The sequence below is a fragment of the Paenibacillus sp. GYB003 genome, assembly GCF_036577625.1.
In the GTDB taxonomy this organism is placed as follows: domain Bacteria; phylum Bacillota; class Bacilli; order Paenibacillales; family NBRC-103111; genus Paenibacillus_AB.
On the sequence record NZ_JARBDC010000011.1, the window covers coordinates 22,887 to 35,945 of the forward strand.

Consider the following 13,059-nt stretch of genomic DNA (forward strand, 5'->3'; position numbering starts at 1 on the left):
CCCCTTCTTGCAAAAACCCCCCACCTGCATGCGGCAGACAAGGGGGAGCTTGTACAACGTTAAAGGTTAACTTGCTTGATTACTTCGCAACCAGATGCTTTTGCCCCGGTTTCCAGTTCGCCGGGCACAAGCCGCCGGATTGCAGTGCTTGCAGCACGCGGATCGTTTCGTCGACGCTGCGGCCTACGTCCAGATGGTTGACGACTTGGTATTTCAATTCGCCTTCCGGATCGATGATGAACAAGCCGCGCAGAGCGACGCCTTCTTCTTCGATCAGAACGCCGTAGTCGCGGGCGACCGACTTCGTGTAGTCGGCGGCGAGCGGATAGTTCAGGCGGCCGAGGCCGTTCGAGTCGCGCGGCGTGTTGATCCAGGCGCGGTGGGAATGCTTGCTGTCCGTGCTGACGCCGAGAATTTCAGCGTCCAGGTCTTGGAATTGCTCGTATGCTTCGCTCATCGCGATAATTTCCGTCGGGCATACGAACGTGAAGTCGAGCGGGTAGAAGAACAGGACGAGCCATTTGCCCTTGTAGTCGTTCAAGGACACTTTGCCGAATTCTTCCCCGTTGCCCAGCGCGGTTTCCATTTCGAAATACGGCGCTTTTTTGCCTACCAAACGTTCTGCCATGATTGGTACCTCCTTATAATGGTGGATTCCTTGCCGATCGGGCAAGCATGTCCTATAGATGCAGTGGATGCATTATACGCGCGGACGCGTTCACGAGTAAAATCGTATCATCCTGAATTCGGAAAGTCAATAACGATACAAAATCGTAACTAATATTTATTATTAACAAATTGAAATTTCAAGCCGAAGCAAAAAAACATCCCTCCGACGACTTGCGGAGGGACGTTCGATACTCCATTTGACGCTTACTTGCTCATGGCGGCCACGATCAAATCTCCCATCGCGGTCGTGCCGATCGCCTTGCTCTTGTCGACGGCGATGTCGCCGGTGCGGTGACCCGCGTCGAGAACCGATTTGACGGCGCGCTCGATAACGTCGCCCGCCTCATGGTAGCCGAACGACAGCTTCAGCATAAGCGCCACGGACAAAATCGTCGCGATCGGGTTGGCGATCCCTTGGCCGGCGATATCCGGCGCGGAGCCGTGAACCGGCTCGTACAGGCCGAAGCTGCCTTCGCCGAGCGAAGCCGACGACAGCATGCCGATCGAGCCCGTCAGCATCGCCGCTTCGTCGCTCAAAATGTCGCCGAACATATTTTCGGTGACGATGACGTCGAAGCTGGACGGACGGCGCAGCAGCTGCATCGCGCAGTTGTCGACGAGCACGTGCTCGAGCTCGACGTCCGGATAGTCGGGCGCGATTTTGTTCACCGTTTCGCGCCACAGGCGGGACGTCTCCAGCACGTTCGCCTTATCGACCGAGCACAGCTTTTTGCGGCGGGTGCGGGCGATTTGGAACGCCTGATGGACGATGCGCTCCACCTCTTTCACGTTGTACACGCAGGTGTCGACCGCTTCCTGGCCGTTGTCCGTATCGCGGCGGAACTTCTCGCCGAAGTAAATGCCTCCCGTCAGCTCGCGCACGACGATCAGGTCCGTCCCTTCCAGCACTTCCGGCTTCAGCGTCGAAGCTTCCTTCAAGCAGTCGAAAATGACCGCCGGGCGAATGTTCGAGAACAGTCCGAGCGCCTTGCGGATGCCGAGCAAGCCCGTTTCCGGACGAAGCTCCTTCGGGTTGTTGTCCCATTTCGGTCCGCCTACGGCGCCGAGCAGCACCGCGTCGGCGCGCTTGCATTTGTCCAGCGTATCCTGCGGAAGCGGGGTCCCCGTTTCGTCGATCGCGATGCCGCCGAACAGGCCGGTTTCCGTTTCGAACCGGTAGCCGAACAGCTCCTCCGTCTTTTTGAGCACTTTGAGCGCTTCCGCAACGACTTCCGGTCCGATGCCGTCGCCGGGCAAAACCGCGATTTTTTTCGTATCAGCCATTATGAGTCACTCCTACAAAAGAATGGTATTGGTTCGGATGCCTGCTCCTGCCATACTCCCATTCTTGCATATTTCGGTCGGCAATACAAAGATATAAAATCTATCGTTCCTATAGGTAAACGCAATAACAACCCCGAACAGGCCGTCTCCGCCGTTACTTTTCGGCATGAAACGTTAACGACGTAGAATCGTCCCATGAAATGGAGTACAATACCCTATAAGTGCACGTGCATAGAAGGGAGCGTTCCGAATGAATTACACCTTTTCCAGCTTTGCGCACGGTCTGAAATCGTCGGCGGTGCGCGACATTTTGAAGCTGACCCAAGGCAATTCGATCATTTCGCTGGCCGGGGGACTTCCCGCCGAAAACTATTTTCCGATCGACGCGGTCCGGGAAGCGTTCGAGCGCGTCTTTGCGGAGGGCGGCAAAAGCTCGCTCCAATACGGTCTTACCGAAGGGTACTCGCCGCTTCGCGAAGCGATCTGCAAACGGATGGCGGCCCAAGGCGTCTCCGTGAAGCCGGAAAACATGCTGATGACGACCGGCTCGCAGCAGGCGATTTACTTGCTCACCCGCGTTTACCTCAGCGCAGGGGACGTCATTCTCGTCGAAAACCCGACGTATTTGGCGGCTTTGCAAATTTTCAAGGCGAGCGGCATTCAGGTCGTCGGCGTCGAAGCCGATCAAGACGGCATGCTGATGGACGATCTGGAGGCGAAGCTGAACCGGTACCGTCCGAAAATGGTGTACGTCACCCCGACGTTCGCCAACCCGACGGGCAAAGTATGGAGCACGGAGCGGCGCAAAGGACTGCTTGCGCAATGCCGGTCGAACAACGTGCTCATTTTGGAGGACGACCCGTACGGCGAAATCAAATTCGACGCGAACGCGACCTATCCGTCGATTTTCTCGCTCGACGAGCATCCCGAAGACAGCGCGGTGCTATATACGAGCACCTTCTCCAAAACGGTCGTTCCGGCGCTCCGCACCGGCTGGATCGTCGGCGATTCCCGCGTCATCGCGCAAATGGCCAAAGCGAAGCAGGCGGTCGACCTGCATTCGAGCACGCTGGATCAGCAAGCCCTGTACCAGCTGCTCGCTCATTTCGATCTCGATGCGCACATCCAGACGATCCGCGACGAATACCGGACCCGGATGCAGCTGATGAAGTCGCTGCTGCAGGACGCGCGCTTCTCCGACTTGCGCTGGGACGAGCCGCAGGGCGGCATGTTTTTTTGGGCCATGCTGCCGGAGGGCATCGACGCGTCCGAGCTGCTCAAAAAAGCGGTCGAGAAAGGGGTCGCCTTCGTCCCCGGCGTCGACTTCTACGCCGAAAACCCGCGCCGCAACACGCTGCGCCTGAACTTTACGCATACGGACAACGCCAGCATGAAAATCGGCCTGGACCGGCTCGCCGAAGCGCTGGTTGCTTATAAGCAGAGCGTGTGAGGAAATTTTGTTTGCAGCAGCGTCTGCCCGTCGTGCGCCGCTCCGCTTCATCCGACCGGGTGCCGGGCAATCGGTATCGAATAAGAAAGGACGAGCTTGCATCAAGCAAGTTCGTCCTTTTTATTACCGCGCGTCCTTCTCCACAAACTCGATCCGATTGCCGAACGGGTCGTTCACATGAAAACGGATCGCGCCCGGCAGCGGCGCATCCAGGGCGATCGGTACGCCCAACGCCTCCAGCTTGCCGCGCAGCGCTTCGATTCCGTTTACCTCAAACGCCGGATGCGCTTTGGAAGCCGCCGTGAAGTCGGACTGCACGCCGACGTGCAGCTGGTGCGCTCCGCATTTGAACCAAACGCCGCCCCGGCCGCGCAGCGCCTCCGGCTTTTCCATCTCCTCCATGCCGAGCCATTCGCCGAAAAAACGTCTCGCCTCCCGCTCGCAGCCGGGCGGGGCCGCCAGCTGGACATGATCGATGCCTATGAACCGATGCGTCATGACGGATCACCTCGTTGTTTCATTTAGTGAAACTAATTACCGTATTGCGAAACAACTATATGATACCATATGCCCCCATTCTCGTCACACGTATCCGTTCGATATATCGTTCGATAACGGTTCGGCCCAATAATGCTCCAGCATCACGAACGGAACGAGTCCGACCGACCTGGCCAACCGAATCGAAGCTTCGTTCGTCTCCAGCGTTTGGTAACGCGGCGTCAGCCCTTTTGCCAACACGTGTCCTACGGACGCGCCGACGACCCGCTTCGCCAGCCCGCGTCCTCTGTGCGTTTCCGCCGTATGGACGGCGCCGATTTCCCAAATGCTCTTATAGTTCGGGAATGCGAGACAGGTGCTGACCGGCCGCCCGTCCTCGCGGATCGTGAAGGACGCCGCCCCCGCGCGAAAATAGCGCTCGATTTCCTCCCGCTCGTAGCCGTTTTTCATCCAAAACGGCATCAAATCGTCGTCGGGCTTATCTCCGGCGACTACCCGAGCATCCGACGCATGGACATAGCGGTCTCCCGCTGCCGCGGTGTACGAAACGTAAGCTCGCGTCCGCTCCAGCCGATACAGCCCGGCCAGCATATTCGCGTGCTCCGGCCTGTTCAGCTTGAACACCGGCTTGGACCCGGCGGGTGCATGCCGGACAAGCTTGCGGAACAGCGCCTCGTCCTGGCAATCGATCATGACGATATAGTCTGCGTCGGGGTATGTCCGCCGATCGTAGGCGGACGCTTCCGTCGGCAGCGCAAGCAGCACCCCCGCCTGCCCGCGCTCCTCCAAAACGCGGCACTCGATCGTTTCCCCGTGCGCCTCGAGCATTTTTAGCGGCGTTACATTCGCCATCATTCGCCTTTCCAAAAGTTCGATCGCCCTCGAGTCCGGAGCCATGCAATCCCTCGCTTGGTTTTAGAAAAAAATATACATTATAACGCATGATTATTCAACGGAAACGCATCCGCGCGATCGACAAAAGCCAAAAAGCCCCCCGCCCGAAGGCGAGAGGCTGCGCAAAACGATTTACTTCACGATCACCCGGATCGACACCGTCTTTCCTCCGAATTTGGCGCTTACGGAGGCGGCGCCTTTTTCGTAGGCGGTTATCGTGCCGTCCATCGCGTCGGCCGTGTTTTCGCGGGAGCTTTTCCACTCCGCGAGCTCGGCGACGTCTCCGGTCGTGCCGTCCTTGTACGTGGCGGCGAGCGCGATTTTCTTTTTCTCGCCGACGCTCATCTCGATCGTTTTCACGCTCGTCTTCAAATATTTCAAGCTGTCGACTTCAACCGCGACGGAAACGCTCTTGCCGCCGAACTTGGCCGTAACGGCCGTTTTGCCGTAGCCGGCCGCCGTCACGAGACCGCCGGCGTCGATGTCCGCGACTTTATAGCTGCGTGCCGTCCACTCCGCTTCGCCGGTCACGTCGCGCGTCGAGCCGTCGGAGAACGTCGCCGTAAGCGTCAACTGCTCCGTGCCGCCCGATTTCAGCTGCACGTCGCGTTTGCTTGCGGTCAGCTTCACCGCATAGTCCACTTCCAGCGGAATGTTCAGCGTCTTGCTGCCGTATTTGGCGACGAGCGTCGTTTTGCCGCGTTCGTATGCCGTCACGAGACCGCCCGTCACATCGGCGATTTTCGACGACGTTACGGACCAGACCGCCTTGGACGTCACGTCCTCCGTCGACCCGTCGGCATACGTCGCCGTAAGCGTCACTTGGGCGGTTTGCCCTTTGCGCACGATAACGCTGCGGTGGCTGGCGGTCAGCTTGTCGGCCAGCTCGACCTGGGCCGACGCCGTCACGCTCTTCTCGCCGAACTTCGCGGTAATGGTCGCTTTCCCCGACGCGACGGCCGTCACGACGCCGCCCGATACCGTGGCGACCGACGCGGACGAGCTCGTCCAATCCGCATCGCGCGTAACGTCCTTGATCGTGCCGTCTTTATATTTTGCAGTGACGGTAAGCTGCTTGTTCTCGTCTTCCTTCATGACGAGCGTCTTGTCGCTGATCGTCAGCGTATCGAGCGCTCCGACGCTGACCGTAATCTTGACCGTCCGTTTGCCGTATTGCGCCGTAATGGTCGCTTCGCCCCGGTCCACCGCGATAATCGTTCCGTCCGAAACGGTGGCGAAAGCCGCGTTGCTCGTCGTCCAGACCGCTTTGTCGGTCACGTCCTCCGTCGTCTCGTCCGCGTACGTCGCCGTCAGTTTCACATGCACCGTATCGCCCGGCGATACGTCGAATTTCGTCTGATCGGCGGTCAGCTTCGCGGCCGGATCGACCTCGACCGGAACGGTTACGCTTTTGTCTCCGTACTTGACCGTAATCGTCGTTTCCCCGGAGCCGATCGCCTTGACGCTTCCTTTGGTGACGACCGCTATGCTTTGATCGTTCGATATCCACTCCGCTCCGTCGGTCACCGTTTCGCTCGAGCCGTCGGCATACGTCGCGTCCAGCTTCACCGTCTTCGTATCGCCCTTGCGCATGGAGAGCGACTTCGGCGAGGCGGTCAGCTTCCTCGCCACGCTGACGTCGACGATGACGGTCGCCGTCTTGGAGCCGTATGTGGCGGTAACGGACGCCTGCCCGGATTTGTAGGCGATAACGCTGCCTTTGTCCACGCCGACCACGTCGCCGTTATCCGAGCTCCATTCCGCCAAATCGGTGACGTCCGCCTTCGCCCCGTCCGCGTACGTCGCTTCCAGCTTCAGCTCGCCCGTTCCGTTCACTTTCAGGAACAGATCGCTTTTGTTCACGGTCAGCTTTTTGACGATTTCCACGTACGTCGGGATCGTCACCGTCTTGCCGCCGTATTGCGCCGTAATCGTCGCCTGCCCGCTCCGAATCGCGGTGACGAGCCCTTTATAGACGCTCGCCACGCCGTCGTTGTCGGTGCTCCATTCCGCCTGCGCGGTCACGTCCTCCGCGTTGCCGTCCGCGTACGTGACGGTCAGCTTCAGCTGGTGCGAAGCTTGCAGCTTCAATTCCAGTTTGGCGCTGTCCGCCTTTAGCGATTGGGTCGTATCGACGCTGACCGGGATCGTCACCGATTTGTCGCCGTACGTGGCCGTAATCGTCGCTTCGCCTTTTCCGTAGGCTTGGACGACTCCCTTCGACACGTAAGCGACCGATTCGTCGTCGGAAAACCAATCCGCCTTGCCCGTTACGTCCTCCGTCTTGCCGTCCGCGTACGTGGCGGTCAGCGTGATCGTTTCCGACTTGTTTTTGCGCATCATCAGGTCGGTCGCGCTCGCGTCGAGCTTTCGCGCCACTCCGGCGTCGACCGATATTTTCACGGACTTGCCGCCATATGTGGCCGTAACGTCCGCTTGTCCGACCGAGCCCGCGATAATGAGCCCTTTATCCACTTCGGCCACCGCATCGTCGCTGCTCTCCCAGTCCGCCTTGTCGGTAATCTCGGCGGTGGAGCCGTCCGCATAGGTGGCCGTCAGCTTCACCTGCTTCGATGCGTCGGGCTGCAGGAAAACGTCGGTAACGTCCGCCTCGAGCTTGCGGACCGTTTCCACGCTGACCGTGATCGCGGCCGTTTTGCCGCCGTACTGCGCGCGAATCGTCGTTTGCCCGGAGCCGTATGCCGTAATGACGCCTTTGAAAGCGTCGGCCACGCTTCCGTTGTCCGACGACCAGGTCGCCTTCTCGAACACGTCCTCCGTTATGCCGTTCTCGAACATCGCCATCAGCTTGACCGTTTTTTGCGCGCCGACGCGCAAGTCGACGCTCGTCGGATCGGGATCGAGGCGGCGCACCTTATCGACGCTGACCGGGATCGTGACCGTCTTCCCGCCGTACGTTGCGTTGATGTTCGTTTCGCCCGCGGCGATCGCCGTCACTTTGCCGTTGATGACGTCGGCCACGCTGTCGTTCTCGGTGGACCATTCCGCATTCGTCGTGACGTCGGCCACGTTGCCGTCCGTATACGTCGCGGTCAAATTGATCTGGTCCTCGCCTCCGACCCGCAGCGACAGCTCCTGCTTGTTTTTGCTGAGGCTTCTTACTTTCTTCACGACGCTGACGTTGACGAATTCCGTCTTGCCCATGTAAGTCGCCTTCACGAGCGCGGTGCCTTCCGCCTTGCCGACGATCGCTCCCGCATACGCGGTCGCCACGTTCGAGGCGCCGTCGACGCTCCAATCGGTTTTGATCGTCACGTCCGCCGTCGCGCCGCTTACGTAAATCGCCGTCGCCGTAATCGTATACGTATCGCCTACGGATATGTTGACCTCGTTTTTGGAAAGCACGAGGCGGGATATTTCGTCCGCGGCGAATACGCTCCCCGCGGCCGGGCCCAAAACGATCGAGACAATCAAAGCAAGCTGGACAATGAATCGATGTACCGTCTTCCCGAAAATCCAGTCATTTCGCGTTTTTCGCTGCCATGTTCCAGTCAAATCCGCCATTCCTTTCTCCCATCCTCCGAAACAACAAGAGGTTTTTATTTGGTCGGCCGTCGCCGCATGCGCCCGTTTCGCGGAAAAAGCCGCTTGCGCCGCGCCGCGCGACGCCGCCTCGAACCGGATCCGATCGATGCCCCTTTCGCGCTAATTTCCTTCTTCATATATCGACACCATGCCCGAAAAAATTTAGTCTCTTATTTCCAGAAAAGCTGCAACCTTTTTCCTGCGACCAGCGTCTAATATAGTTACTGTTTTCTATGACTTCCGAAGGTGGGCGTATCCGTGGAAGCGGCCGTACCGCGCAAACATTGGTTCGATTATGTCTTGACCGGAGCCCGGACGCTGTGGTTCGTGTCGGGCGTATGCTACATCGTCAACAACCGCGACGATTACGCGGTCATCCCGTGGCTCGTTTTGCTACTGCCGTACGCGCTCGCTTACGCGGTGCCGATGGCTTTGTTTTTGAGCGCCAAAGCGCCGCGCGCCCTGGCGGTTATGGCGGAACTGGCGCTAAGCGGCGGCTTCTTCTGCATCGTCGAAGCATACGGGGACGGGCAGTTCAATTTCTACAATTTTTCTTCCGTCATGCTGGGTTATATGAGCGCCGGGCGGACGGCCTTCTTCTCGGCCGTCGTCACGATCGTCGCCATTCCCGCGCTGACCGCGCGGGATATCGGGACTGGAGCGAGCACGGCGATCGAATTGGGCGTTTTGTTCGGAAGCGGGTTTTGCTTCCAGAAGCTGATCCGCTCTTTCCGACAAATCGAGCGCATGTACGGCATGATCGAAAATCAAAATCGGGCGCTGGAAGTGTACGGCAAACAAATCGAAGCCCTCGCATTGGAGCAGGAACGGAGCCGGCTTTCCCGGGAGCTTCACGATACGGTCGGCCATACGCTGACTACGGCCATTACGGGCATGGATGCCGTAAGCCGCCTGATCGACGATAAACCCGGCGAAGCGAAAGCTAGTCTGAGCGAGCTGCTGCTGGCGACGCGAAGCGGTCTTGACGAAGTGCGCAGACATATTCACCAAATCGCTCCGGTCGGCGGGGAGCGCTCGCTGGCGGTCGGCCTTTCCCGCGCTGCCGATCGGTTCGGGGCGCACACGGGAATTCGGGTACGGTTCATCATCGAAGGAGACGAATACGACGTCTCGGAACAAATTCGCCTGACCGCGCTGCGCTGCGTGCAGGAAGCACTGACCAACGCCGGCAAGCACGGCAACGCTTCGGCGGTGAACATCGCGCTCGCTTATTCGGCGGATTCGGTTCGAATCCGGATTGCCGACGACGGCAAAGGAGTGGATCCGCTGATCGAAGGATTCGGTCTGAAAGCGATGTCCGAACGAATCGCCAATCTGAACGGGGCGCTGACCATCGATTCACATCCTGAGAACGGGACGGTTATTGTATGCACGCTGCCAACGAATCGCCCCCGGTTATCCGGGTACTCGTAGCGGAAGATGAAGCCATCGTGCGGAACAGCTTGCGCATCATTCTCGATTCGGCGCCGGAGATCGAGGTCGCCGGGACGGCGGCGAACGGCCGGGAGGCGCTCGATGTCGCGATCGCGCTGCGCCCGGATGTCGTGCTGATGGACATCCGCATGCCGGTCATGGACGGCCTCGATGCCACCGTAGCCATCAAGTCGAGATTGCCGGAAACCAAAATCGTCGTTTTGACGACTTTCCACGATATGGACTACGTCGTCCGGGCTTTGCATGCAGGGGCCGAAGGGTATATTTTGAAGGCGATCGACCCTTTGGATTTGACGGCCGCCATCGGGCTCGTGCATCGCGGCGAAACGATGATTACGCAGGAGGTCGCCAAGGCGCTGTTCGCCGGCCCGTTCCGATCGGCGAAGCCCAAGGAATCGGAGTACGGGCTGACCGAAAGGGAGCTTCAGGTGCTGGCCCATTTGGCGGAAGGAATGGCCAACCGGAATATCGCGGAGCGGATGCACTTGTCGGAAGGTACGGTGAAAAATTACATATCCGGCCTTTATGCCAAATTGGGCGTGCGCAACCGGGCGCTCGCGGTGAAAAAAGCTTCCGAGGAGCGGCTGCTTTAAGACGAACGTGTGACTTTTTTTGGCCGAACGTCACTACCCGGCGTGACTTTCCTGGTTTACCTTGAAGAAGCGAATCCATCTTCGTCTTCAGGAGGAACCGAACCCCAATGAACCGTCGTACGTCTTCCCGTTCGTCCGCTTCGGCATCGGCCGCCCGGCCGAGCCGATTGACGCATCCCGCCGCAGCCGTCGCGCTCTCCTTCGTTTTTATGGCCGTCGCCATCCTGTGCGCCGAGCTGCTATCTTCTTTCCTCGGCCCCGCGCTGTCCTGGCTTCGCGATCGCGGCGAGCAGTCGGCCGTCCATTCCGCCCTGGCGAAAACGATCACCCTGTACAGCCTGTTCGTGCCGCTCCTCCTTCTTCTTTGGGCCTGGCTAGCCCGATTCGAACGCCGCCTCTTTCGCACGCTCGGCTTTTCGCGGCGCCGTTTGCCGTCGTACGGAACCGGCTGGCTCGTCGGCCTGCTCATGATCGGCGGCGCAGTAGGGCTGGCGACGGCGCTGCAAGTCGGACGCTTCGTCGCCGTTGCCGGCCCGGCGGAAGGCTGGTCCGCGCTTGCGGGGGTGCTGCTCGTCTATGTCGGATGGGCGGTTCAAGCGTCCGCCGAAGAAGCCCTGTATCGCGGCTGGCTGCTTTCGGCGATCGGCGGTCGCGCATCGTTCAAGATCGGCGCGCTCGTATCGTCTTTATGCTTTGCGGGGGCCCATGCCGTAAACAACGGCTTTTCCCTCCTCGTCTTCATCAACCTGTTTCTGTTCGGGCTGTTTCTCGCTTTGTACCGGCAGGCCGACGGCACGCTCTGGGGCGTGTGCGCCTGGCACACGGTATGGAACTGGGCGCTCGGCAACGTCTTCGGGGCCGATGTGAGCGGAAGCGCTCCGGAAGGCGGCCGTCTGCTCCATTTCGTGCTTGCCGGACCGTCCGAATGGCTGACGGGAGGTCCGTTCGGACTGGAGGGCAGCCTGGCGACAACGGCCGTCTTCCTGATCGGCATTGCGTGCGCAGCCTGGCGGCTTTCCCGGAGCCGAAACGAAAACCCCCGATCCGTTCGATGAACGGATTCGGGGGTTTTTCGCTCAGATCAGCGACATGCCGTGGCGGCCGGAGGAGCCCGGCGATTTGCGCTTGTCGATCAGACGGTTGATCGCGTCGATGTACGCTTTGGCGCTCGCCTCCAAAATGTCGGTGCTGACGCCGCGGCCGTGCACGGAAACGTCGCCCTGCTTCAAGACGACGTGAACGTCGCCGAGTGCGTCTTTGCCGTGCGTAACCGATTTGATCGAGTAATCTTCGAGCTCGACCTCTTCTTTCGTCGCCTTGTCGATCGCCTTGTAGATCGCATCGACGGAGCCGTTGCCGATCGCCCCTTCCTCCAGCATGCCGCCTTCGGCCTGAACGATGCGGACGGTCGCCATCGGCACCGACTGGTTGCCGTACGAAAGCTGGATCGTATCGAGCACGTACACTTCCGGCGTCTGGACGAGCTTCTCCTCGAGCAGCGCGCGAATGTCCTCGTCGGTGACGTTTTTCTTCCGGTCGGCGAGCACCTTGAACTTCGCGAACGCTTCGTTCACCTGGTCCTCGCTCGGCTCGTAGCCCATATCGATCAGCTTCTCGCGGAACGCGTGGCGGCCGGAATGCTTGCCGAGCACGAGCTTGCTTTCCTTCAGGCCGATCGTGTCCGGGGAGATGATTTCGTACGTCGTCTTCTCCTTCAGCATGCCGTCCTGATGGATGCCGGATTCGTGCGCGAACGCGTTGGCGCCGACGATCGCCTTGTTGCCGGGAACGATCATCCCCGTCAGCTTGCTGACGAGCCGGCTCGTGCGGGCGATCTCGTTCAGCACGAGCGACGTCTTCGCTTCGAACAAATGCTGCCGCGTCTCCAGCGCGAGCGCCACTTCCTCGATCGCGGTGTTGCCGGCGCGTTCGCCGATGCCGTTGATCGTGCCTTCGATTTGGTCGGCGCCGTTCAAAATGGCGGCGAGCGCGTTGGCCGTCGCCATCCCCAAATCGTCGTGACAGTGGGCGCTAAGCTGGATTTTTTCGATGCCGGGCACGTTTTCCTTCAGCGTCCTGAAAATGTTGCCGTATTCGCTCGGGTACAAATACCCGACCGTATCCGGAATGTTGACGACCGTCGCCCCGGCTTTGATGGCCATTTCCGTCACTTCGCACAAAAAGTCGAGCTCCGTCCGGCCGGCGTCCTCGGGCGAAAATTCGATTTTGCCAAAATATTTTTTCGCGTATTTGATCGCCGCCTCCGCCGTTTCGAGCACTTGATGCTTTTCCATGCGCAGCTTGTGCTTCCGGTGGATCGGCGACGTCGCGAGGAATAGATGCAGGCAAGGGTCCTGCGCGTTTTTCAGCGCTTCTCTCGCCGCTTCGATATCCTGCTCGCGGGAGCGGGACAGCGCCACGACGCTGACGTTTTTCACGGCGCGGGCCACCGCGTCGACCGCGGCCAAATCGCCCGGCGACGCCGCCGGAAAGCCGGCTTCCATCCGGTCGACCCCCAGCTTCTCGAGCTGAAGGGCGATTTCGACCTTTTCCTGGGTATTCAAATTGACGCCCGGAGACTGCTCCCCGTCGCGCAATGTCGTGTCAAACACGTAAATTTTCCGCATCCTGTCCACCTCCTATGTCGGAATCGGGGCGGCAGCCCCACAT

10 protein-coding genes are annotated in these 13,059 nt (G+C 59.6%); 4 read left to right on the forward strand and 6 right to left on the reverse strand.

The window, feature by feature from the left end; translation table 11 throughout:
• Positions 1-79: 79 nt before the first annotated feature.
• A complete protein-coding gene (locus tag PV407_RS06575) occupies positions 80-628 on the reverse strand; it encodes a peroxiredoxin (protein ID WP_332089100.1) in 549 nt (182 codons plus the stop codon).
• Positions 629-873: 245 nt separating this feature from the next.
• The gene (gene leuB / locus PV407_RS06580) at positions 874-1,953 is read right to left on the reverse strand and encodes a 3-isopropylmalate dehydrogenase (protein ID WP_332089101.1); all 1,080 of its coding nucleotides are present in this window, start codon (positions 1,951-1,953) and stop codon (positions 874-876) included.
• Between the two features lie 250 nt (positions 1,954-2,203).
• On the opposite strand from leuB, the gene PV407_RS06585 reads away from it, so the two are divergent.
• A complete protein-coding gene (locus PV407_RS06585) occupies positions 2,204-3,403 on the forward strand; it encodes an aminotransferase-like domain-containing protein (protein WP_332089102.1) in 1,200 nt (399 codons plus the stop codon).
• 123 nt (positions 3,404-3,526) lie between these two features.
• Here PV407_RS06585 and PV407_RS06590 read toward each other — a convergent pair whose 3' ends face one another.
• From PV407_RS06590 to PV407_RS06600, 3 genes are all read right to left on the reverse strand, one after another.
• A complete protein-coding gene (locus PV407_RS06590; protein ID WP_332089103.1) occupies positions 3,527-3,901 on the reverse strand; it encodes a glyoxalase in 375 nt (124 codons plus the stop codon).
• An 84-nt stretch (positions 3,902-3,985) separates the two neighbouring features.
• Positions 3,986-4,756, reverse strand: a complete 771-nt coding sequence (locus tag PV407_RS06595; protein WP_332089104.1) for a GNAT family N-acetyltransferase — start codon at positions 4,754-4,756, stop codon at positions 3,986-3,988.
• A 171-nt stretch (positions 4,757-4,927) separates the two neighbouring features.
• Complete coding sequence (locus PV407_RS06600; RefSeq protein WP_332089106.1) at positions 4,928-8,320, reverse strand: Ig-like domain-containing protein; 3,393 nt, start codon at positions 8,318-8,320, stop codon at positions 4,928-4,930.
• 279 nt (positions 8,321-8,599) lie between these two features.
• On the opposite strand from PV407_RS06600, the gene PV407_RS06605 reads away from it, so the two are divergent.
• The 3 genes from PV407_RS06605 (at position 8,600) to PV407_RS06615 (ending at position 11,444) form a co-directional block, all read left to right on the forward strand.
• Positions 8,600-9,775 carry a sensor histidine kinase gene (locus PV407_RS06605; RefSeq protein WP_332089107.1) on the forward strand — a complete coding sequence of 392 codons (1,176 nt, stop codon included), beginning with the start codon at positions 8,600-8,602 and terminating at the stop codon, positions 9,773-9,775.
• Positions 9,776-9,792: 17 nt separating this feature from the next.
• Positions 9,793-10,389, forward strand: a complete 597-nt coding sequence (locus PV407_RS06610) for a response regulator transcription factor (protein WP_332089108.1) — start codon at positions 9,793-9,795, stop codon at positions 10,387-10,389.
• 107 nt (positions 10,390-10,496) lie between these two features.
• On the forward strand, positions 10,497-11,444 hold the full coding sequence (locus tag PV407_RS06615) for a CPBP family intramembrane glutamic endopeptidase (RefSeq protein ID WP_332089109.1): 948 nt from the start codon (positions 10,497-10,499) through the stop codon (positions 11,442-11,444).
• A 21-nt stretch (positions 11,445-11,465) separates the two neighbouring features.
• On the opposite strand, the gene PV407_RS06620 is transcribed toward PV407_RS06615, so the two are convergent.
• On the reverse strand, positions 11,466-13,016 hold the full coding sequence (locus PV407_RS06620; protein ID WP_332089110.1) for a 2-isopropylmalate synthase: 1,551 nt from the start codon (positions 13,014-13,016) through the stop codon (positions 11,466-11,468).
• Positions 13,017-13,059: the final 43 nt, after the last annotated feature.

What these genes read in the sequence shown, in the direction of transcription:
- PV407_RS06575 (WP_332089100.1), bottom strand. Translation starts at nt 628, where the DNA reads ATGGCAGAACGTTTGGTAGGCAAAAAAGCGCCGTATTTCGAAATGGAA.
- leuB (WP_332089101.1), bottom strand. Translation starts at nt 1,953, where the DNA reads ATGGCTGATACGAAAAAAATCGCGGTTTTGCCCGGCGACGGCATCGGA.
- PV407_RS06585 (WP_332089102.1), top strand. Translation starts at nt 2,204, where the DNA reads ATGAATTACACCTTTTCCAGCTTTGCGCACGGTCTGAAATCGTCGGCG.
- PV407_RS06590 (WP_332089103.1), bottom strand. Translation starts at nt 3,901, where the DNA reads ATGACGCATCGGTTCATAGGCATCGATCATGTCCAGCTGGCGGCCCCG.
- PV407_RS06595 (WP_332089104.1), bottom strand. Translation starts at nt 4,756, where the DNA reads ATGATGGCGAATGTAACGCCGCTAAAAATGCTCGAGGCGCACGGGGAA.
- PV407_RS06600 (WP_332089106.1), bottom strand. Translation starts at nt 8,320, where the DNA reads ATGGCGGATTTGACTGGAACATGGCAGCGAAAAACGCGAAATGACTGG.
- PV407_RS06615 (WP_332089109.1), top strand. Translation starts at nt 10,497, where the DNA reads ATGAACCGTCGTACGTCTTCCCGTTCGTCCGCTTCGGCATCGGCCGCC.
- PV407_RS06620 (WP_332089110.1), bottom strand. Translation starts at nt 13,016, where the DNA reads ATGCGGAAAATTTACGTGTTTGACACGACATTGCGCGACGGGGAGCAG.